The 23,227-nt window shown below is 44.2% G+C and carries 16 protein-coding genes; 13 read left to right on the top strand and 3 right to left on the bottom strand.

Going from position 1 to position 23,227, the window contains the following annotated elements; genetic code table 11:
* Positions 1-66: 66 nt before the first annotated feature.
* From M1P97_RS15290 to leuB, 9 genes are all read left to right on the top strand, one after another.
* On the top strand, positions 67-3,393 hold the full coding sequence (locus M1P97_RS15290) for a SusC/RagA family TonB-linked outer membrane protein (RefSeq protein WP_249389533.1): 3,327 nt from the start codon (positions 67-69) through the stop codon (positions 3,391-3,393).
* Positions 3,394-3,405: 12 nt separating this feature from the next.
* Positions 3,406-5,064: a RagB/SusD family nutrient uptake outer membrane protein gene (locus tag M1P97_RS15295; RefSeq protein ID WP_249389534.1), complete on the top strand. Its 1,659-nt coding sequence runs from the start codon at positions 3,406-3,408 to the stop codon at positions 5,062-5,064.
* 141 nt (positions 5,065-5,205) lie between these two features.
* The gene (locus M1P97_RS15300; RefSeq protein WP_195371215.1) at positions 5,206-6,369 is read left to right on the top strand and encodes a purple acid phosphatase family protein; all 1,164 of its coding nucleotides are present in this window, start codon (positions 5,206-5,208) and stop codon (positions 6,367-6,369) included.
* Positions 6,370-6,713: 344 nt separating this feature from the next.
* Positions 6,714-8,210 carry a 2-isopropylmalate synthase gene (locus M1P97_RS15305; RefSeq protein ID WP_195371217.1) on the top strand — a complete coding sequence of 499 codons (1,497 nt, stop codon included), beginning with the start codon at positions 6,714-6,716 and terminating at the stop codon, positions 8,208-8,210.
* Between the two features lie 18 nt (positions 8,211-8,228).
* Positions 8,229-9,626, top strand: coding sequence for a 3-isopropylmalate dehydratase large subunit (gene leuC / locus M1P97_RS15310; protein ID WP_249389535.1), 1,398 nt, complete (start codon positions 8,229-8,231; stop codon positions 9,624-9,626).
* A gap of 33 nt (positions 9,627-9,659) precedes the next feature.
* Positions 9,660-10,250 (top strand): 3-isopropylmalate dehydratase small subunit, encoded by a 591-nt coding sequence (gene leuD / locus M1P97_RS15315; protein WP_195371221.1) that lies wholly within the window; start codon positions 9,660-9,662, stop codon positions 10,248-10,250.
* A gap of 1 nt (position 10,251) precedes the next feature.
* Positions 10,252-11,763, top strand: a complete 1,512-nt coding sequence (locus M1P97_RS15320) for an alpha-isopropylmalate synthase regulatory domain-containing protein (RefSeq protein WP_195371222.1) — start codon at positions 10,252-10,254, stop codon at positions 11,761-11,763.
* A gap of 18 nt (positions 11,764-11,781) precedes the next feature.
* On the top strand, positions 11,782-12,228 hold the full coding sequence (locus M1P97_RS15325) for a methylglyoxal synthase (RefSeq protein ID WP_122357072.1): 447 nt from the start codon (positions 11,782-11,784) through the stop codon (positions 12,226-12,228).
* Between the two features lie 16 nt (positions 12,229-12,244).
* Complete coding sequence (leuB, locus tag M1P97_RS15330; protein ID WP_195371224.1) at positions 12,245-13,315, top strand: 3-isopropylmalate dehydrogenase; 1,071 nt, start codon at positions 12,245-12,247, stop codon at positions 13,313-13,315.
* Between the two features lie 62 nt (positions 13,316-13,377).
* On the opposite strand, the gene M1P97_RS15335 is transcribed toward leuB, so the two are convergent.
* Positions 13,378-14,199 carry a tetratricopeptide repeat protein gene (locus M1P97_RS15335; protein ID WP_195371227.1) on the bottom strand — a complete coding sequence of 274 codons (822 nt, stop codon included), beginning with the start codon at positions 14,197-14,199 and terminating at the stop codon, positions 13,378-13,380.
* A gap of 357 nt (positions 14,200-14,556) precedes the next feature.
* Between M1P97_RS15335 and M1P97_RS15340 the strand changes: the two genes are divergently transcribed.
* A complete protein-coding gene (locus M1P97_RS15340; protein WP_195371230.1) occupies positions 14,557-15,399 on the top strand; it encodes a mechanosensitive ion channel family protein in 843 nt (280 codons plus the stop codon).
* A 227-nt stretch (positions 15,400-15,626) separates the two neighbouring features.
* Here M1P97_RS15340 and M1P97_RS15345 read toward each other — a convergent pair whose 3' ends face one another.
* Positions 15,627-17,840: a RelA/SpoT family protein gene (locus M1P97_RS15345; protein WP_195371232.1), complete on the bottom strand. Its 2,214-nt coding sequence runs from the start codon at positions 17,838-17,840 to the stop codon at positions 15,627-15,629.
* A gap of 174 nt (positions 17,841-18,014) precedes the next feature.
* Between M1P97_RS15345 and M1P97_RS15350 the strand changes: the two genes are divergently transcribed.
* Positions 18,015-19,535 (top strand): DUF4301 family protein, encoded by a 1,521-nt coding sequence (locus M1P97_RS15350; protein ID WP_195371234.1) that lies wholly within the window; start codon positions 18,015-18,017, stop codon positions 19,533-19,535.
* A 72-nt stretch (positions 19,536-19,607) separates the two neighbouring features.
* Here M1P97_RS15350 and M1P97_RS15355 read toward each other — a convergent pair whose 3' ends face one another.
* Positions 19,608-20,921 (bottom strand): Gfo/Idh/MocA family protein, encoded by a 1,314-nt coding sequence (locus M1P97_RS15355; protein WP_249389536.1) that lies wholly within the window; start codon positions 20,919-20,921, stop codon positions 19,608-19,610.
* A 193-nt stretch (positions 20,922-21,114) separates the two neighbouring features.
* Here M1P97_RS15355 and M1P97_RS15360 point away from each other — a divergent pair, with 193 nt between their 5' ends.
* Both M1P97_RS15360 and M1P97_RS15365 read left to right on the top strand, forming a co-directional pair.
* The gene (locus M1P97_RS15360; protein WP_195371244.1) at positions 21,115-22,206 is read left to right on the top strand and encodes a PCMD domain-containing protein; all 1,092 of its coding nucleotides are present in this window, start codon (positions 21,115-21,117) and stop codon (positions 22,204-22,206) included.
* 15 nt (positions 22,207-22,221) lie between these two features.
* A complete protein-coding gene (locus M1P97_RS15365; protein WP_195371246.1) occupies positions 22,222-23,007 on the top strand; it encodes a porin family protein in 786 nt (261 codons plus the stop codon).
* Positions 23,008-23,227 lie beyond the last annotated feature (220 nt).

A 23,227-nucleotide genomic window follows, 5' to 3' on the forward strand; every position in this document is an offset into this window, starting at 1 on the left:
CAGAGTATTTGTGAACGCTATCGCGTAGTTAAAATAGGTTTAATCGTTTAATTGTAATTTTAGCTTATGTTGACAAACTCGAGACTGGTTAAGGCATTACTTCTGGCTACTGTATTTGGTTCAGCCGGGACTATTAATGCCGTTGTGATTCCGACCTCATTAGGTGCTACGATCACGCAGCAGAAAAACAAAGTTACAGGTTTCGTAGAGGATGAAATGGGGCCGGTTGCCGGTGCCTCTATCTCTATCAAAGGTACTTCCTATGGTACAATTACGGATATGGATGGTAATTTTGTATTGGATGGTATTCAAAAAGGAAATGTTCTTGTTGTTTCTTTTGTCGGATTACAGACACAGGAGGTTGTTTGGAATGGACAAAGTTCAATAAAAGTAAAGCTGACAAGCGATACTCAGGATTTGGATGAGGTCGTAGTTGTTGCTTATGGTACAGCAAAAAAGTCCTCTTTTACAGGTTCTGCTTCTGTGGTAAAGTCTGATCAACTGGAAAAAATTTCTGCTACTAGCTTTACGGAAGCCTTACAAGGTATGAGTGCCGGTGTGAATGTTTCCAATAATGAAGGTAACCCGGGTGGTGAAACTCGTATCCAGATTCGTGGTATCAGTTCTATGTCCGGTAAGACAACTCCGTTATATGTGGTGGATGGTATGCCTTATGACGGTAGTATAAATTCTATTTCACCTTCAGACATTGAGTCAATGACTGTTTTGAAGGATGCTGCCGCTTCTTCACTGTACGGTTCACGTGCAGCAAACGGAGTCGTGGTAATTACAACTAAAAAAGGTAAAGTCGGTAAGCCGGTTATAAATTTCCGTGGTGCTTGGGGTACTTCCGACAATGCGGTAGCAAATCCTAAAAAGGCAGATCCCTACCAGCAATTAACTAATTTGTGGCGTGGTATTTATAATGACAAACACTATGTAGAAGGTCTGGATTCAAAGACGGCCGGTGATTATGCTTCTGCTAATCTATTGTCACGTGCTGTCAATCCGCGTGTAAACTCAAAGGGAGAAACTGTATATGTCACTCCGTTTAAATGGACAGGCGATGCTTCCAATTATGTACTGCATGATGGCGATGGTAATTGCTGGACTAACCCGGACCTGGAAATGGTGTGGGATGAAAGCGATTATGACTGGTATGGTGCTTTGTTCTCACGAAAATTGCGTCAGGATTACGGCATTGATGTCAGTGGTGCTACACAAGATGGCAAAACCAATTATTTCACATCTTTATCTTATTTGAATGATAAGGGGTATGCTAATAACCAGTATTATAAACGTTATTCATTCCGTGCCAGTGTTACTACCGAGTTGACGAATTGGTTGAATATGGGTGGAAGCCTGGCTTATAGCTATTCACGTCAGAATATCTCCGGTGCAACCCGTGCTACTGTATATACAAATACATTGAATTCACCTTGGTTGCGTAACGAAGATAACACTGCTTGGTATACTTCCGAAAAGACAGGAAAGCGTATCTATGATTTTGGTGAAAATACAGCAAACTTCTTTGGTATACACAGTTTGGCTAATTCCGGTGACTATTGGAATAACCCTAATGATGACGACTTTAACAATAAAGAAGGTGGCATGCTGACAGCTCACTATTTTGCAGGTCTGAATCTGCCTTTCGATATAAAATTCAAGACGAATGTAAACCTGGATGATATTACGGAAACGCAATATCAATATGGTTCAGCTGTTCACGGACAAGGACAACAGCAGCCATACGGTGTTACAGTGCTTACAAATGGTGGTTGGGCTTCCCGTACTAATTACAAGACTCAGTCTGTAACCTGGAATAATTTGTTGACCTGGAATAAATCTTTTGGTGAACATAATCTGGATCTTATGTTAGGTCATGAGTTTTATCACTATAACCAACAGTATGACTATAGTTATGGTGAAGGTATCATGCAGATAGGTCAATTTGAAACGGCTTCAACAACAACTAATTGGGAAATTAACTCCTGGCGCAATCGTTATTCTTTGCTGTCGTTCTTTGGTAAGGCGGATTATAATTTCCAGAACAAATATTACTTGTCGGCTTCTTTCCGTCGTGACGGATCTTCCCGTTTCAGCAAAGATAGTCGCTGGGGTAACTTCTTCTCTGTAGGTGCATCCTGGAGAATCTCGAAAGAAAAATTCATGGAAAATACAAGCAGTTGGTTGGATAATCTTTCTCTTCGTGGTAGCTATGGTACGTCGGGTAATGATAAGTTATATCCTCGTAATGCAGGTAACGGGCAGGCTGGAGATGAAATTCTGTATGCTTACCAGGCTTATTATACAAAAGAAAACCTGTTTGGTGCAGCTGGTTACAAGCCGATGACTATTGCCACTCCAAACCTGAAATGGGAACGAAACGAACAATATAACATTGCAGTAGACTTTTCTTTCCTGAATCGTCTGAGTGGAACAATCGAATATTATTCACGCAGTTCAAAAGATTTGTTGTATTATCGTGACCTGCCGTTGTCAGCACAGGTTGGGGATGCTGCCGGTTACAATACGAACTTAGGTAATGTCCGTAACAGTGGTTTTGAAATTACTTTAAGCGCTGCCGCTATTAAGAATAAGGAGTTCCAGTGGAATATTGACTTAAACTTCTCTACTTTGGACAATGAAGTAACTTATTTGCCTGGTGGTGCTTATACTTATGCAAATCGTGGTGCAACCTATAAACTGGAAGAAGGACATTCATTGTATGAATTTTACATGCCGAAACATGCCGGTGTAAATCCGGACAATGGTAATCGTCTTTATCTGATCAAGGATGGTAATGGCGGATGGAAAACAACTGAAAACTATTCGGATGTGACCATGAATGATTACCAATGGTGCGGATCAGCTATTCCGACTGCTTTCGGATCTATTACCAATACATTTAATTATAAAGGATTTGACTTGTCATTCATGTTCTATGCTTCGTTTGGAGCTACTATGTACGATTATACCTGGTTGGAACGTACAGCAGGTTTGGATGGCGTAGGCATGATTCAGGACCTGGTGGAAGGAAAACGTTGGGAAAAACCGGGTGATCAGGCTGAGTTCTCCCGTCTGTCTTCCGCTAATGCCAGCTTGAATGTGAAACGTACGGATTTCTTCTTGTTCAACAACGACTTTCTGCGTTTGAGAAACGTTACATTGGGCTATACGATTCCGAAAATGTTGACTCAGAAACTGGGTATTGCCAATGCTCGTGTTTACCTGACAGGTGACAACCTGTGTACATTCGGACCGGCTGCTAAACGTCACAGCGAACCGGAAACCGGTGTGTTAGGTAATAACTACAATGGTAATACCGAAACCGATAATGGTGTTCAGGGATCAAGAAGAGTTTATATGGCAGGTATTCAGGTAACATTTTAATTAAGTCGAAGTATGAAAAGATTATATAGAACATTTAAATTTACAGCAATTGCTTTATTGGCGATCTCTCTGAGCAATTGTACGGGGGAATTGACTACCAATTCATCAACGGATGTAGATGAATCAACCATCCTCTCCAGTACGACGGGATTGAATATGTCGTTGACCGGTACTTATAAATATTTATTATTAGGTGAATCCGGTGCCAGCAGTCAGAACGATGCTTGTTATGCTGGTGTTACCGGGCTGTGCATGGGATATGATTTGCTGGGTGCAGATATCCTGAGTACAAAGAATTACGGTGGTTCGGTAGAAGATCACTATCGTTTTAGCGAAGGTCGTACGCAATCTGCTGGTGACTATGCAAAACGAATCTGGACAAATATGTATAAAATTATCAACCAGGTAAATGTCATTATTGATGCACTTCCCGAAGCGACAGGTAGTGAAGCTGAGAAAGCTGAATTGAAAGGACAGTGCCTGGCCATGCGTGGTATCGCTTATTTCAATCTACTTTTGAATTATCAGCAGACTTATGCTATTGCTAAAGATAAACGTGGTGTTATTCTTCGTTTGTCTTCCGATGATCCTGATTCCATGCCTTTTTCTACTGTAGAACAAGGTTATCAGCAGGTGATCAAGGATCTTAAAGATGCAGAATCTCTGCTGGCTTCTTTTGAACGTATCGAAGAATGGCGTGTGAATGCTGAAGTTGCTGCCGGTTATCTGGCTCGTGTATATCAGGTGATGGGTGACTGGAATAATGCACTGACGGAAGCAAAGAAGTTGTATGACAATCATTCTTCATTGATGACTAAAACGGAATGGTGTAGTGGATTTGATAATCTAATCTCAGACGGATGTAAGGAAGTTATCTGGGGAATTAAGTTTACAAACTTGTCTAATATTAGTTCCAATACAGAGTTTAACTATTGGTATAATCAGGATCCGAGTTATGGTGAAGGTATGACTGATGGTCCGATTTATAGCTTCATCAACTTATTTGTTGATTCCAGGTATGTACAATTGTTTGACGAAACTGATTTCCGTGGCAGTAAATGTACAAAAACCGAAGGTGTGACAGATGCTGATGTGAAACCCGTTATGTTCTGGCATCGTACAGCTAATGGTAATGAGGAAACAAGGGCTAAATGGGCATATAACAAATTCAAATATTATGGTGATGCCAATGGTTCTCCTCAGGGACATACCTATCCTGAATTTTGCTACATGCGTAGTGCTGAAATGTTATTGATCATGGCGGAAGCTGAAGCTAACCTGAACAACCTGGGAGCAGCTTTGTCTCATCTGAATACGTTGCAAAACGCTCGTGAAGTGGCTAAACCGACCACGGCAGTTGATAAAGATGTACTTTTGGAAGCTATTTATGTAGAACGCCGTAAGGAATTATTAGGAGAAGGTGTAACAGGTATGTATGATTTGATGCGTTTGCAGAAACCGCTTTATCGTTATGCTGCAACCACGGAAGATCCGGCAGGTCATTTCTCTTTGGGCTTGAATTTCCTGGATAACTATAATCCGACCGATAAAGCTCCTTACGGTTATTTGCCGTCTAATGACTACCGCTTCCTGTATCAGATTCCACAATTGGAATTCACACAGAATACTGTTATCAGTGAATCTGAACAGAATCCGTTTAAAGGAAATTAATTTGTAAATTATAGTCAGTAAAGACGAGAGGCGTGTCCGCGATGGATATGCCTCTTTTTTATACTACTTATTTTCTTGTAAAGGAGCGATGAACTGAATATCTTTGTAAAATTCAAATCATTAATAACTTAAAATAATACCATGAATAAGATCAATCTTTTCTTTTTCTTTTTGTTATTGGCTATTCTTCCTGCCTTTTCACAGGATGACATCCAAATCACCCATGCCCCTTATCTGCAAAATCTGGGTGAGAATGAAGTGACAATCGTCTGGACGGTCAATAAACCATCGGTAGGTTGGGTGGAGCTGGCACCGGATGACGGGACACATTTTTATCAGACGGAACGTCCGAAGTTCTTCAATGCAAAGAACGGAATAAAGCAGACATCTACCGTTCATGCAGTTCATCTGAAAGGATTGAAGGGGGGTACACGTTATCGGTATCGGGTATATTCACAGGAGGTCCTGAGTCATGTCGGTTGGCGAGTGATATATGGGAATGTGGCTGCCACCTCTGTTTACGGGAAACAACCATTAGAGTTTCAGACCAGCGATCATGGCAGGCAAGCGGTTAACTTTGCGATGGTTAATGATATTCATGGCAAGAGTGATCTTTTGGAAAAGCTTGTATCACATTGTGACCTGAAAACAACCGATATGTTCCTGTTCAATGGAGATATGGTATCTATCTTCAATAGTGAAAAAGAAATATTCGAAGGCTTTATGGATAAGGCAACAGAACTTTTTGCTTCTGAAATACCGATGTATTATACCCGTGGTAATCATGAAACACGCGGATCTTTCGCAACGGCTTTCCAGGACTATTTTTCTCCCAAACAGGAACATATCTATTATATGTTTCGCCAGGGACCTGTCTGTTTCGTTATTTTGGATAGCGGTGAAGATAAGCCGGATTCAGACCTGGAGTATGCCGGAATAACTGTCTATGACCAATATCGTACGGAGCAGGCTGAATGGTTGAAAGGCGTACTTGAAAGCAAAGAATATAAGGAAGCACCATTCAAAGTGGTTGTTTGTCATATTCCTCCTTTTGGCGGATGGCATGGCAATGAGGAAGTGGCTGAAAAGTTTATGCCATTACTGAATAATGCAGGTGTCGATATTATGCTTTGTGCTCATCTTCACCGTTATATACGGAATGATGCGAAAGAGGACGTTCGGTTTCCCATTATTGTAAATTCCAATAATACCGTATTGAAGGCGGAAGTTGATTCCAGGGTGTTGAACATAAAAATACTGGATACGGAAGGGAAGGAGATCGACAAGCTGAGGATAACCAAATAACGGTACATTTTATCATTCTTGAACTAATGAATTATAGATTCAATTGTATTTCCTCTTTCAGATTATAAGAAAAAGCGTATAAAAAATATCGTTTTATATTTGGCGGTTTAAAAAAAGGCTGTATCTTTGCAGCGTTAAATAAGAAAAGACAATGAAACAGAACATAGCAAATAGTCTCATTATTTCTCTAAACATTATTCTACTCTGGGAACGGGATAGGAAGTGAGACTGTACGTGCTTTTCTGATGCATGAAGATATTAAAGAGCCTTTCTCACTTCCTTGTGAGAAGGGCTTTTTTTATGGATACAAACAAGAATATAAACAAATTTAAGAGTATAAGATTATGTCAGACAGATTATTTATTTTTGACACCACGTTGAGAGATGGTGAGCAAGTTCCGGGATGCCAGTTAAACAGTATTGAAAAGATTCAGGTGGCAAGAGCGCTTGAAGAACTTGGCGTAGATGTGATTGAAGCAGGATTTCCGGTATCGAGCCCGGGGGACTTCAATAGTGTTGTCGAGATATCGAAAGCTGTCACCTGGCCGACCATCTGTGCGTTGACTCGTGCCGTCGAAAAAGATATCGACGTGGCTGCCGAAGCTTTGAAGTACGCTAAACGCGGACGTATCCACACCGGTATCGGTACTTCCGATTATCATATCCGTTATAAATTCAATTCCAACCAGGATGAAATTCTGGAACGTGCTATCGCAGCTACGAAATATGCTAAACGATATGTGGAAGATATTGAATTTTATTGCGAAGATGCCGGACGTACGGACAATGCTTATCTGGCCCGTGTCGTCGAGGCCGTGATCAAAGCCGGTGCCACAGTTGTAAATATCCCTGATACGACCGGTTATTGTCTGCCTGACGAATATGGTGCAAAGATCAAATATCTGATGGAACACGTAGACGGTATACAGAATGCAATCATTTCTACCCACTGCCATAATGACTTGGGAATGGCTACCGCTAATACCGTACAGGGTGTTTTGAATGGTGCACGCCAGGTGGAAGTAACCATCAACGGTATCGGCGAACGTGCCGGAAATACTTCCTTGGAAGAAGTTGCCATGATCTTCCGCAGCCATAAAGAACGTGCTATCGAAACAAATATCAATACAACTAAGATCTATGGTATTAGTCGTATGGTTTCAAGCCTGATGAATATGCCTATCCAGCCGAATAAAGCCATTGTCGGACGTAATGCGTTTGCTCACTCTTCCGGTATCCACCAGGATGGCGTATTGAAGAACCGCGAAAGCTATGAGATCATCGACCCGAAAGATGTCGGTATCGACGATAACGCAATCGTACTGACAGCCCGTAGCGGACGTGCCGCCTTGAAACATCGTCTGAGTGTATTGGGTGTGGAACTGAGCCAGGAAAAGCTGGATAAGGTATATGAAGAGTTCCTGAAACTGGCCGACCGTAAGAAAGATATCAACGACGACGACGTACTGATGCTGGCCGGCAAAGACCGTACCGCCATGCATCGTATTAAACTGGATTACCTGCAGGTTACTTCCGGTGTCGGTTTACAGTCGGTAGCCAGTGTCTGTCTGGATATTGCCGGTGAGAAGTTTGAAGCTGCCGCATCCGGAAACGGTCCTGTCGATGCAGCCATTAAAGCCGTCAAATCGATCATTCACCGCACGATGACTATCCAGGAGTTTCTCATTCAGGCGATTAATAAGGGTAGCGACGATATGGGTAAAGTACATATGCAGGTTGAATACGATGGGAATAACTATTATGGGTTTGCTGCCAACACCGATATTATCGCAGCTTCAGTGGAAGCCTTTATCGATGCAATCAATAAGTTCGTAAAATAACATAATACATAATTAGCAATGAGCAAGACATTATTTGAGAAGATTTGGGAGAAGCATGTGGTGGATACCCTTCCCGACGGAACAATACAATTTTATATCGACCGTCTGTATTGCCATGAAGTGACCAGTCCGCAGGCTTTCGCCGGGTTACGTGCCCGTGGCCTGAAGCCTTTCCGTCCGGAACAGATCACTTGTATGCCGGATCATAATATTCCGACATTGAACCAGGAGAAACCGATCGAAGATCCGGTATCGAAAAACCAGGTAGATACGTTGGAGCAGAATGCTAAAGATTTCAACCTGACTTATTACGGTCTGCAACATCCGAAGAATGGTATCATCCATGTGGTAGGGCCGGAAACAGGTATGACCCAGCCGGGTATGACGATTGTTTGTGGTGACTCCCACACATCTACCCACGGTGCTATGGGCGCTATCGCTTTCGGTATCGGTACCAGCGAAGTGGAAATGACTCTGGCTACCCAATGTATCATGCAGCGCAAGCCGAAGACGATGCGTATCACTATCGACGGCAAACGTAGACCGGGCGTAACAGCCAAGGACTTTGCCCTGTACATTATAAGTAAGATGACAACAGGCGGTGCCACCGGTTATTTCGTTGAGTATGCCGGCGAAGCCATTCGCAATACAACAATGGAAGAACGCCTTACTATCTGTAACTTGTCCATCGAAATGGGTGCCCGTGGCGGTATGATCGCTCCCGACCAGGTGACTTTCGACTATCTGAAAGACCGCGAATTCGCCCCCCGTGCCGAAGCCTGGGAAAAGAGCCTGGCTGAATGGCGCGAACTATATAGCGATCCCGATGCAAAATTCGACAAAGAGATTGTTTTCCATGCCGAAGATATCGACCCGATGATCACCTACGGTACCAATCCGGGTATGGGAATGGGCATACGTGAAAGCATCCCGACAATGGAGAGTGTGGACGAAGCCGGCCGTATCTCTTATAAAAAATCACTTGATTATATGGGGGTCACTGCCGGAGAGCCGGTATTGGGCAAAAAGATCGATTATGTCTTCCTGGGTAGTTGTACGAACGGCCGTATCGAAGACTTCCGCGATTTCGCTTCTTTGGTGAAAGGTAAGAAAAAAGCGGATGATGTAATTGTATGGCTCGTACCCGGAAGCTGGCAGGTAGAACGCCAGATCCGTGCCGAGGGTATCGACAAAATCTTGAATGAGGCTGGTTTCGAACTGCGTCAGCCGGGTTGTTCTGCTTGTCTGGCCATGAACGAAGATAAGGTTCCGGCCGGTAAATATGCCGTATCCACCTCAAACCGTAACTTCGAAGGTCGTCAGGGACCCGGTGCACGCACGATCCTGGCCGGTCCGTTGGTTGCAGCGGCTGCCGCAGTAACAGGAAAGATTACCGATCCGAGAGATTTAATGTAATAAGATTACGAACTGAAAAATCAAAAGAACGAAATGAAAGAAAAATTCACGATAGTAACATCCACCTGTGTACCTCTTCCTCTGGAGAATGTAGACACAGACCAGATCATCCCGGCCCGTTTCCTGAAAGCGACCACACGCGAGGGCTTCGGCGATAATCTTTTCCGCGACTGGCGTTATGACAAGGCGGGCAACCCTAATCCTGACTTTGTACTGAATCAGAAGACGTATAAAGGAGAGATCCTAGTAGCCGGAAAGAACTTCGGTAGCGGTTCCAGCCGCGAACATGCTGCCTGGGCGATTGCCGGATATGGATTCCGGGCTGTTGTCAGCAGTTTCTTCGCCGACATCTTCAAGAACAATTCGATGAACAACGGACTCGTTCCGGTTGTTGTTTCTCCTGAGTTCCTGGCAGAGATATTCGCATCTGTCGAAGCCGATCCGAAAGCGACGCTGACGATCGATCTCCCTTCGCAGACGATAACCAACAATGCAACCGGTAAAAGCGAATCCTTTGACATCAACGCATATAAGAAAGACTGTCTGGTAAACGGCCTTGACGATATTGACTACCTCTTGGCTAACAAGTCCAAAATAGAATCGTACGAAGCAAACAGAAAATAGGATGGTAGAAATAATGGATACAACCCTTCGGGACGGGGAACAGACATCGGGTGTCTCCTTTGCGGCTCATGAAAAGCTCAGCATTGCACAAATGTTGTTGAGCGATTTGGGAGTGAACCGCGTAGAGGTAGCCTCGGCACGCGTATCGGACGGAGAGTTCGAAGCCGTGAAACGTGTGGCTGCCTGGGCCGAACGTACCGGAAATCTGCATAAGCTCGAAGTATTGGGTTTTGTAGATGGCGACGCCTCGCTCAACTGGATCGAATCGGCCGGTTGCCGCGTGGTAAACCTACTCTGTAAAGGTTCGTATAAACACGTAACCGAACAACTCCGCAAATTGCCTGAACAGCATATTGCAGATATCCGTTCTGTTGTATCGCTGGCTACCGAAAAAGGTATTGATGTAAATATTTATCTGGAAGACTGGTCGAACGGGATCAAGAATTCTCCCGACTATGTATTCCTATTGGTTGATGCGTTGAAAGACCTACCCATCCGCCGTTTTATGCTGCCTGATACATTGGGCATTCTGAATCCCGGAAATACATACGATTTCTGTAAGCAGATGGTGGATCGTTATCCTGACCTGCATTTTGATTTCCATGCCCATAACGATTACGACCTGGCAGTAGCCAATGTCTACTCGGCTGTGCGGGCGGGAATACACGGTATACATACCACTATCAACGGCTTGGGGGAACGGGCAGGAAATGCACCGCTCAGCAGTGTGATCGCTGTAATAAAAGATCAACTGGGAGAAGAAACTCCTATTAAAGAAGAAAAGATCAATGCCGCGAGCCGTCTGGTAGAAACCTATTCCGGCATTCATATTGCCCCGAACCGCCCGATTATCGGAGAACATGTCTTTACGCAATGCGCCGGTGTGCATGCGGATGGCGACAGTAAAAACAATCTGTATTGCAACGACCTGATCCCCGAACGCTTCGGACGTGTACGCGAATATGCACTCGGAAAAACATCCGGTAAAGCCAATATACGTATGAACCTGGAATCGCTCGGAATAGACGTCGACGACGAATCCATGCGTAAGATCACCGAGCGCATTATCGAGTTGGGTGATAAGAAAGAAATGGTGACAACCGAAGACCTGCCTTATATCATCAGTGATGTCCTTCACCATGATACTATGACAGATCAACGTATCCGTATATTAAATTATTCATTATCTTTGGCACAGGGACTGAGGCCTGTAGCAACACTGAAGATCGAGATCAACGGTGAGGCTTATCAGGAATCGGCTTGTGGCGACGGACAGTATGACGCATTCGTTCGCGCCCTTCGTAAGATCTATTCGGATCTGGGGCGTCCATTCCCGATGTTGACCAACTATTCCGTATCTATTCCTCCCGGCGGTCGTACCGACGCTTTCGTACAGACGATCATCAGCTGGAATTTTGCCGGAGTAGACTTTAAAACCCGCGGTCTTGATGCCGACCAGACAGAAGCCGCCATCAAGGCAACGCTGAAGATGCTGAATAAGATCGAACAATAATTATAGGAGGTATTAGTTATGAACAAAAGATTGACCATTGCGCTCGTAGCGCACGATAACCGTAAAGCAGACATGGTAGAATGGGCTGTACACAATGCAGAATTCCTTTCCCATCATCATTTGGTATGTACCGGAACCACCGGTGGACTGATTCGCAGCGCTTTCGACGAGAAAGGCGTAGGTGCTGAAATTACTTGTATGCATTCCGGTCCGTTAGGCGGAGATGCCGAAATTGCAGCAATGGTAGTACGGAAGGAAGTGGATCTGGCGATCTTTCTGATCGACGACTTGAATCCGCAGCCTCACGAAGCCGACATCCAGATGTTGCTTCGCCAGTGTCGTGTTCATAACGTGCCGATCGCTTGTAACCGTTACAGTGCAGACCTGATGATTACGAGCACCCTGTGGGATGACGACAGTTATGTCCCCACGGAACCCAAATATGTGTTATTTAAAAGAGACTAAAAGAACAGTTATTTATATGAAATTAAACATCGCAGTCCTTCCCGGCGACGGTATCGGTCCCGAGATTGTAGAACAAGGCATGAAAGCCGTAAAAGCCGTATGTGAGAAATATGGCCATGAATTAAGTTACAAACATGCTTTAGTGGGAGCTGTTGCCATCGATGAAACAGGCAACCCGTATCCGGACGAAACGCACGAGCTCTGTATGCAGAGTGATGCCGTTTATTTTGGTGCGATCGGTTCTCCGAAATACGATAATAACCCGTCTGCCAAGGTACGTCCCGAACAGGGATTGCTGGGTATGCGTAAGAAACTGGGGCTTTTTGCCAATATCCGCCCGGTGACAACGTTTCCTTCGTTATTGCATAAGTCGCCGCTTCGTGCCGAACTGATCGAAGGAGCAGACTTTATGTGTATCCGCGAATTGACAGGTGGTATGTATTTCGGTCGTCCGCAAGGTAGAAGCGAAGATGGAAATACGGCATACGACACCTGCGTTTATACCCGTGAGGAGATCGAACGTATCGTTCGCCTGGCTTACCAGTATGCACAGAAACGACGCAAGAAAGTAACAGTTGTCGATAAGGCGAATGTATTGGCGACTTCCCGCCTGTGGCGCCAGGTTGCACAGGAAATCGAAAAAGAATATCCGGATGTGGAAACCGAATATATGTTTGTGGACAATGCTGCGATGCGTCTGGTTCAGTGGCCGAAGAGTTTTGATGTGATGGTGACTGAAAATATGTTCGGTGATATCCTGACGGATGAAGCGTCTGTGATTACAGGTTCACTCGGAATGTTGCCTTCGGCCTCTATCGGTGTACATACTTCTGTATTCGAACCGATCCACGGCTCTTACCCGCAAGCTGCCGGAAAGAATATCGCAAACCCGCTGGCTACTATCCTGAGTGCCGCCCTGATGTTCGAATATGCTTTCAACCTGATGGAGGAAGGTGCTTTGATCCGTGAAGCCGTTGCCGCCTCTATGGATGCCAATGTCGTAACGGAAGATATAGCTGAAAACGGTAAAGCCTATAAGACAAGTGAAGTAGGGGATTGGATTGCTGAATATATTGCAAAGAAATAATTTAGTAGTAGGATATTTTTTATAAGGGCGGTTTGTAAACCGCCCTTTTTAGTTTAACCCGTTTATTTCGTCATCTTCATCAACTCCTCGATGACTGCCGGGTCGTATCCCATTTCGAGTGCTTTTTGAAAGTCGTTGGCGGCAGACTCCTTTTCGTATTGGGCCAGTTTTACTTTACCTCTTAATACATATAAGGAAGCACCGGGTGTGCTTTCAGCAAAAATTTTGCTGATATCGGCCATGGCTCGCGCATTCTTTCCCATCATGAAGTAGACATCGGCCCGTCCTTCATACAGGAGCCAGTCGCGAGGCATCTGGCTGATCAGGTAATTGAAAATCTTTTCACTCTCGTCGTAGTTGCCACGCATCTTTTCCAGGATGGCATGTCCCAGGCGGGCACGTACCGACTTTTCGTTGATCTCCAATATTTTGTCGAAATCCTGCTCGGCCCAGATATAATTCTTCTTTTGTATGTAGATCAATCCCCGGCAATAGAGAGCCTCTTCGTTTGTCGGTTCTTCGATGAGGAGGGCGTTGTAATCGCTCAATGCCTTTTCCGTTTCACCCATTTCGGAGTATAACGAAGCACGGTTTTCGAGGATTGTCGGGTTATTGGGACGTCCGCTGAGTGCAGCTGTATAGGAGAGCAAAGCATCTTCCAGTTTTCCCTGCCGGCGTTGTATACTTCCCAGGTTGGTCAGTAACGCGTAGTTCATCGGGTTACCCGGTTCTTTGCGCATGGCTGAGCGCAGACTTTCTTCGGCAGATACCAGGTCTTTCTTGTCGAGGAAATCGTAACTCTTTTCAATCAACTCTTCGTAAGATTGAGCGTAACTGCTTGCCGTCACCAGTAGGAAGACAATGAATATCGAAAGTAGTCTCATTCTGTTGTTTTTATCTGTTATTTGGAATGGATACAAAGCTACGTAAATATATTGTTCGGCCGCCGGATTAAAAAAACTTTATACCTTTGCCACATTTTATAAGAAACTGTTTTGATTTTTTCGCCTGATGATTTGAGAAGGCTTTTCGGGGCAGATTCGTCCCTCTGATGAGGAAGATAGCGGGCTATCTGACGAAGAAGAGAGGCGGATATGGCCGAAAAGACGCTCAAAGCATAGGCGAAAACAACAATAAAAGAATAAAAAAAGGCTGTTTGTTAAAAATCAAAACAGTTTCTAAGACTTTTGGGGACTTTGATTGTTATAAGATAAAAGTGTTTAATTAAAAATGATGGATTTATGATATTATTAGATGTGTTGGCGTCCAATCCGAGATTGGAAGGTTTTATTAATTCCCTGATAGAGCAGGGCAGTCATTTAGGGTGGACAATAATTAAAGCTGTAATCGTATTTATTGTAGGGCGGTTTATTATCCGGATGATAAACAAACTCGTTCGTCGTATTCTAACCAAGCGTGACTTCGACCCGTCGGTGAAGACTTTTGTCGGAAGTCTTGTTAATGTAACCTTGATGATACTGTTGATTATTTCGGTCGTCGGTGCGCTGGGGGTACAGACAACTTCTTTTGCGGCGCTGCTGGCTTCTGCCGGTGTTGCCATCGGTATGGCTTTGAGCGGGAACCTGTCGAACTTTGCAGGTGGACTGATCATATTGCTTTTCAAGCCTTATAAGGTAGGCGATTATATCGAGTCGCAAGGTGTGGGAGGTACGGTAAGGGAAATTCAGATTTTCCATACGATCCTGCTCACGGCAGACAATAAAAATATATTTATCCCTAACGGTGCGCTGAGCAGCGGTGTCGTTACCAACATCGGTAATGAACCGACCCGCCGTGTAGAGTGGACTTTCGGTGTAGAGTACGGTAGCGATTTTAATCATGTTAAGAGTGTGATCGAGTCTGTACTGTCACAAGAAACGCGTGTGTTGAACGAACCGGCTCCTTTCATCGCTTTAAGTGCACTGGCCGACAGTAGTGTGAATGTCGTTGTTCGTGTATGGGTGAAAAGTTCCGATTACTGGGGCGTTTATTTTGATACCAATAAGGCTATTTATGAAACATTTAATGCAGAAGGTATCGGTTTTCCATTCCCGCAACTTACCGTACATCAGGCAAAAGACTAACTTGTCCTTAAAATAAATCTTTTTGTTCAATAATCGCCGGATTTGGTTCGGTGAGGATATATTCTAAAAAAAGTAGAACAAAAAGATTTATCTTTGTCTTTCAGAAAATTTATTGAAGTGTATTGATTTGTATAAAAATATATAGAACTTTATTTTGTTACTTTAGTATTAATTATTTGGTTATAAAAAATGAAAAAGGCTCGCCATTCGTGGACGAGCCTTTTTTCTTATGAGTTCAGACGGTCTACCGTTTTCACTCCTTTGACGGCTTTTATCTTTTTGACCAGCATATTCAACGAATGGGTATCCCTTACCAGTACGGCGAAGTTCCCCTGGAAGATACCGTCTACCGAGTCGATGTTCAGCGAACGAAGCGTAACATTGTTTTCTTTCCCTATCACCGAGGTAATGTTTGTTACGATCGTGATGTCGTCACGCCCGATCACCCGCAACGTGACGATGTAGCCATTGTCTCCTTTTCCACTCCATTTGGCCCGGATGATACGATAACCGAAACGGCTGAACATCTCCTGTGCATTCGGACAATCCAGACGGTGTATCTTAATTCCCTGTGTAGAAACAAATCCGAAAACATCATCCCCATAGATCGGATTACAACATTTGGCCAGTTTGTATTCTATACCCGTCAGGTTCTTGTCGATCACAAGCACATCCTTGTTCGTGGATATCTCTTCCACTTCGGTGGTCTTGATGTACTCTTCGGCACTACGCACTTCCGAGCGTTCGTTCCCTTCGGTTTCCTTCCGTACATATTCCTGGTATTCGTCGATCACATTGTTGGCATCCAGCCGTTCTTCCGCTATTTCAATATAGAAGTCGGTGACGGTCTTAAACCCTTTTTTCTTGATGTAACGCATCAGGTAAGGTTCGTCCATCTCGATCTTCCGGTTCTTGAAACGGCGTTGCAGCATTTCCTTGGCGAAGTCGACCGCTTTGGCCGTCTCTTCCCGCAGTGCCTGCTTGATCTTTACACGGGCTTTGGAGGTGACGACGATATTCAGCCAGTCGCGTTTCGGCGACTGCGTAGGGGAGGTGACGATCGAAACCGTATCTCCGTTATGAAGTACATATTTAATAGGTACGTTTTTCTCGTTTACTTTGGCCGATACACATTTACTACCCAACTTCGAGTGAATGGCAAAGGCAAAGTCGAGCACAGTTGCCCCTTTGGCCAGTTTGATCAGTTCGCCGGTAGGAGTGAAGACATATATCTCATCTTTGTACAGGTCCATCTTAAAGTCCTGCATCAGGTCGAGCGGATTGTTTTCCTTCTCTTCGAGGGCTGCACGGACGGTGTTGAGGAACTCGTCCAGTCCGCTTTCGGCTTTTACCCCTTTGTATTTCCAGTGGGCGGCCAGTCCCCTCTCGGCAATCTCGTCCATACGGCGGGTACGGATCTGTACTTCCACCCATTTGTTTTGCGGGCCCATTACCGTGATGTGGAGGCTTTCGTATCCATTCGTCTTCGGAATGGATATCCAGTCTTTCATACGGTTCGGGTTTGGCTGGTACATATCGGTTATGATCGAGTAGACCTGCCAGCAGTCCGAACGCTCCTTCTCCAAAGGAGTATCCAGTACGACACGGATAGCGAACAAGTCATAAATCCCTTCAAACTCGATCTTTTGCTTTTTGAGCTTGTTGTTGATGGAATGGATTGACTTCGTACGTCCTTTGATATCGAACTTCAGGCCCATTGCCTGCAACTTCTTTTTGATAGGAGCGATAAATTCGGCAATATAGATATCGCGCGAACGTTTCGTCTCATTCAGCTTTTTCTTGATGAAATCAAACTGCTTCGGATCGGTATATTTCAGCGACAGGTCTTCCAGTTCGCTTTTGATTTTGTACAATCCCAGACGGTGGGCCAACGGAGCATACAGATACGATGCTTCGGTAGCCAACCGCAAACGGTCGTCTTCCTTTAGCTGTTTACCCAGGCGCATCAGGCAAAGACGGTCGGCAATCATAATCAGTATCACCCGTACATCTTCCGCAAAGGAAAAGAGCAGGTGATGGAAATTCTCTGAGTTGACAGCCGTATTGCGTGCATACAGGTCGGATGTTTTCAATAGCCGGCGGATGATCAGCGTCACATCTTCATCGAATGTTTTCTCGACTTCCTCCAGCGTCACGACCTTTTTCAGCACAGGGCGATAGAGTAGGAGTGCGATCACGGAAGTCCGTTTCAGGCCGATTTCCGTTGTTGCGATCAGGGCGGTATTTATATTGCGGATCAGACCGTTGATGCCGTTCTTGTCTCTTCCGTAACAGTCGAGGGCGACAACACGCTGCATCAATTCTTTCATTTTCCGTATATCCTCTTTCTGTAAAAAGGAATAAAGGCTACGTACCAATTGTCTGTATTTCGAGAAGAAATCTTTTCTCTCCTCCTCAGTAAAGAACGGTTGTATATCCATAGTTGCGTCTCTTTTTTTACTGCCCATTTGAGGACAGGCCGTAAAACATACTGTAAAAGTATCTTTTTTCTCCGAATATCAACTATAATCTAAGGGTATTTTTATACATTTGCGAGAAGCATAGGCCCGGAGGGGGTCGAAATGGATAAGAATACTAATTTAAAAAGATATGCTATGTTAAACGCAAACGATTTAAAACAGCTGGCGGATAAAGGGATCAGCGAACAGCAGATTGAAGAACAGTTAGCTTGTTTCGTAAAAGGCTTTCCTTACCTTGAGATTGCCGCTTCGGCTTCGGTTGAAAAAGGAATAATGGTTGTTTCGCAGGAAGACCAGGCCACCTATATGGATGCCTGGGATGCTTACCTGGCTAAAAATAAAAGAATCCTTAAGTTCGTTCCGGCGTCGGGTGCTGCCAGCCGTATGTTTAAGAACCTCTACGAATTTCTGTCTGCTGCCTATGACGTGCCGACCACTGACTTTGAAAAGAAGTTCTTCAACGAGATCACCCGTTTTGCTTTCTATAATGAATTGAATGCCGCTTGTGTGAAAAATGACGGAAAAGACATTCCGGCACTCATTGTATCAGGCAACTACAAAGCAGTCGTATCGAACCTGTTGGATAGCAAGGGGCTGAACTACGGACAGTTACCTAAAGGCTTGCTTCTGTTCCATAAGACTGCCGATAAGGTACGCACTTCTATGGAAGAACATCTGGCCGAAGGTGCCATGTATGCCAAGAACAATGCCGGCGAAGTAAATATCCATTTCACTGTTTCTCCCGAACATAAAGCCTTGTTTGAAAAACTGGTGAATGAAAAGAAGCACGAGTACGAAGAAAAATTCTCCGTTGCTTATGATATCTCTTTCAGTGTTCAGAAACCGAGTACCGACACGATCGCTGCCGATATGGAGAACAATCCTTTCCGCGACAAGAATGACAAATTGTTGTTCCGTCCCGGAGGTCATGGTGCATTGATCGAAAACCTGAACGATATAGATGCTGATGTCGTATTCGTAAAGAACATCGACAATGTGGTTCCCGACAGTTTCAAATGTTCGACCGTAATCTTCAAGAAAGTGATTGCCGGTGTACTGGTAACATTGCAGGAACGTATTTTCAATTATCTCGACCTGATCGAGACAGGCAAATACACCCACGACCAGGTGGAAGAAATGATCCATTTCCTTCAATACGATCTCTGTGTGAAGAACCCGGAAATGAAATTGCTGGAAGATGCCGAACTGATCCTTTATATTAAAGGTAAGTTATTGCGTCCGCTGCGTGTCTGCGGTATGGTGAAGAATGTAGGTGAACCGGGTGGCGGTCCGTTCCTGGCGGTTAACCCGGACGGGACTGTTTCGTTGCAGATACTGGAAAGTTCGCAGATCGACTTGAAAGATCCGGCTAAGAAAGCCATGTTTGAACAAGGTACCCATTTCAACCCGGTGGACCTGGTATGTGCCCTGAAGAACCATAAAGGTGAAAAATATAATTTACCGGAATATGTAGATAAGAATACCGGCTTTATCTCTTACAAGAGCAAGGATGGTCGCGATCTGAAAGCATTGGAATTGCCCGGCCTGTGGAATGGCGCTATGAGCGACTGGAACACAGTCTTTGTAGAAGTTCCTATCGAAACATTCAACCCGGTAAAGACAGTGAACGACTTATTACGTCCCGAACATCAATGATTGGGTCGATGCCATAATAAGAATAAGGTTTAATAGAAGAAAGGCGGACTCGTGAGAGCCCGCCTTTTATTCTTATATTTTCGGAAGTTCCCACGGAGCGCGGTATTCCTTACAAAGGTATTTGTCTGCTTCGGCATCATGGAAACTGGTGCCATCCCACGATAGTTTCTTTCCGGTGCGATAGGCGATATTTCCCAGTTGCGAGAACTTGGCGATATGGGCACCGATCTCAATACTTGCATTACAGTTGCGGTTGCGCGACTTGATACATTCCAGATGGTTTTTGACATGCAGGTTCAGACCACCTTCTCCATATGCTTTCTTCAGGGCTACGGCTTCCATTCGGGCTTTACCGTTTACTTTTTCGGGAATCACTTCCCAGCCGCCACGGTCGATTACTAATGTGCCGTTTTCACCCACGAAGCCGAGTCCGTGGTTACGTCCGTAAGCGCCGTCGTCTATTCCGATGGCATGATCCCACATGACGGTGAAGTCGTCGAAAGTATAAATCGTTTGGAGCAGGTCGGGTGTTTCGCAGGCATCGTCCGGATAACCGAACTTACCGCCCGATGCCATGATGGAATTCGGAGCCGTCACATTCATTCCGTAAAGTGCATAGTCTAATAGGTGAACGCCCCAGTCTGTCATCAGTCCCCCGGCATAATCCCAGAACCAGCGGAATGTAAAATGGAAGCGGTTGCGGTTGAACGGACGCTGAGGAGCCGGGCCGAGCCACATATCGTAATCGACACCTGCCGGAACGGGTTCGTCGGCAACGACCGGAATCGACGGGCACCATCCCTGATAAGAGAACACCCTTACGGTACGGATCTTACCCAGCTGCCCGCTATGTACGAAAGCCATTGCATCCTGCCAGTGCGGATCGCTACGCTGCCATTGACCTACCTGTACTACGCGGTTGTATTTTTCGGCAGCGCGTACCATGATGTTACATTCTTCGATACTGTTACCCAGCGGTTTCTCGCAGTACACATCTTTTCCGACTTCGCAGGCGGCTACCATCTGAAGGCAGTGCCAATGGTCGGGCGTACCGACGATAACGACATCTACATCTTTGTTGTCGATCAGCTTCCGCCAGTCTTTGTAGAGGTGTTTTACCTTCTTTCCGGTCAGTTTCTGCGTCTCGGCAGCCCTGTCGTTTAACACTTTTTCATCAATATCGGCCAGTGCGATACATTCTACTTCCGGATTACGGAGGAAGGCCTGCAAATCTGAAAAGCCCATCCCTTTGCAACCGATCAGGCCGACACGGATTTTGTCGTTGGCACCCACTGAATTACCTCCAGCTTTAATAAAGAAAGGATTCATAGAAAGTCCGGCTCCCAGGATAGCTGCCTGCCGGATAAAATCTCTGCGTGTTGTCATGGTCTATAATGAGTTAATAGTAAAGATACACAATTGTTAGTCAGACACCAAAAGTAAGAATAAAGCCCGGTATCCCCCAATAAAATATGTAATAAATATATAATGTAGTGTACAAATCCGAAAAAGGGAAGTAAATTTGCACCTGCTCTCGGCGAAGAGCGATGTATAGAGTATTCACCCAAAAAGAAACAAAATGAAGCTGACACGCTTATTGACCTGTCTTTTTTTTAGTACAATAGGGTTTTCCTGCATCCAGGACGAGGCTCCAAATGCGGAGGCCGATATCGAAGAATGTATTGTGCCAAGTGATATTTTGAAAAGAGATCCGATTATTGTCAATGACAAGGTAACTCTGATGGTTAAAGCTGATACGGATTTGACCGACCAAGCCCCTGAATTTGTATTAACTCCTGGAGCAACAATAACTCCTGCCAGTGGCACTAAACGTGATTTTACATCTCCACAGAAATATGTGGTAGTATCGGAAGATGGCCATTGGAGTAAAACGTATACTGTAGTTTTTACTGTTGCAGGTATTAGCACCCGCTATGATTTTGAGCATGTGGAGCAGACGGGTAAGTATCAGACCTTTTACGAAATGGATGAATTTAATGATAAGAGACTTTTCGACTGGGCTAGTGGTAATCCCGGATTTGCATTTACAGGAGATACATCAGGGGAGTTTCCTACAAGCTCTTCAGATGCAGGAAAATCCGGTAAATGTCTGAAGCTTCAAACAATGTCAACCGGATTTTTTGGTTCGGCATTAAAGATGCCGATAGCAGCAGGAAACTTATTTATGGGAACTTTCGATTTGGGAAGCGCATTATCCGGTAGCGAAGGTGCTTTAAAAGCAACTCAGTTCGGTTTCCCCTTTGAACATATTCCTACTTATTTGACAGGTTATTATAAATATAAAGCTGGGGATGTTTTTGAGTCAGCAGGTAAACCTGTAGAAGGTAAGGTTGATAGATGTGATATATATGCAATTTTTTATGAAACGGATGATAAGGTAAAAATGTTGGATGGAACAAATGCTTTTACTCATCCCAATTTAGTTTCCATAGCCCGGATTAATGATCAAAAAGAAACGGATGAGTGGACACAGTTCTATCTTCCATTTGAAAATATCTCTGGGAGATTAATCGATAAAGAAAAATTAAAGGCCGGTGGATATAATATTGCGATTGTGTTTTCATCGAGTTTAGAGGGGGATCGTTTTAATGGTGCAATTGGTAGTACATTATATATTGATGAGGTAGAATTAATTTATACTGCTGAATAATAAGAGATAAATATTATGAAAAAGAATATATCAATACTATTTTTTTGTTTGAGTTTACTGGTGTCTGTATCTATCCATGCACAAAAAGATCGTAATTCCGGCATTATAAAGTCTGCTGTAATTGGTTTAGAGTATGAAGTGAAAGCGGGTTTCAGTATAGGTGGTACGGCCCCGATTCCATTACCGGAAGAGATCCGGGCTATTGATAGTTATAATCCGACAATGCAGATCGCTATTGAAGGGAATGTAACTAAATGGTTTGATACAGCACATAGATGGGGAATAAATATAGCTCTTCGTTTAGAGAATAAAGGAATGAAGACTGATGCTACCGTGAAAAACTATAGTATGGAAATTATTGGTGATGGTGGTGAGAAGCTAAAAGGTTACTGGACTGGAAATGTAAAAACGAAGGTGAAAAATTCATATTTGACAGTACCAGTGCTTGTTGCTTATCAGGTAGCTCCGCGTTGGAGGCTGAAAGCCGGTCCTTTTGTTTCTTATGTGCTTGAGGGAGATTTTTCAGGAGATGTATATAACGGTTATTTACGTGAAAATGATCCGACTGGAAATAAGGTAGAGTTTAATGACGGAGCAAGTGCACCGTACGACTTCTCGAAAGACTTACGTAAGTTCCAGTGGGGTGTGCAGCTCGGTGGTGAATGGAAAGCATTCAAACACCTGAACGTATATGCCGATCTGACCTGGGGATTGAATGATATCTTCAAGAAGGATTTCGATACGGTTTCTTTCGCCATGTATCCGATTTATCTGAATCTGGGTTTTGGCTATGCCTTTTAAAAATATAGGATAGTTAATCAATAGAATAAGCCAAAAGAGATTTCTCTTTTGGCTTATTTTTTAGGTTTAATGTTTCTATTATTATCAGTTTTGAATGTTTCATTATTTGACAGTTTTGAGCAATCATTGAAGCTATCCCCTTATCAAAGAGACTCCGCCATTACAGGTTCATTTGCCGTCTGCTTTAGCTGACGGATTACAAGTTGTTTCTCCTTCTTTG

This window comes from Parabacteroides leei (assembly GCF_023369805.1).
Taxonomy (GTDB): domain Bacteria; phylum Bacteroidota; class Bacteroidia; order Bacteroidales; family Tannerellaceae; genus Parabacteroides; species Parabacteroides leei.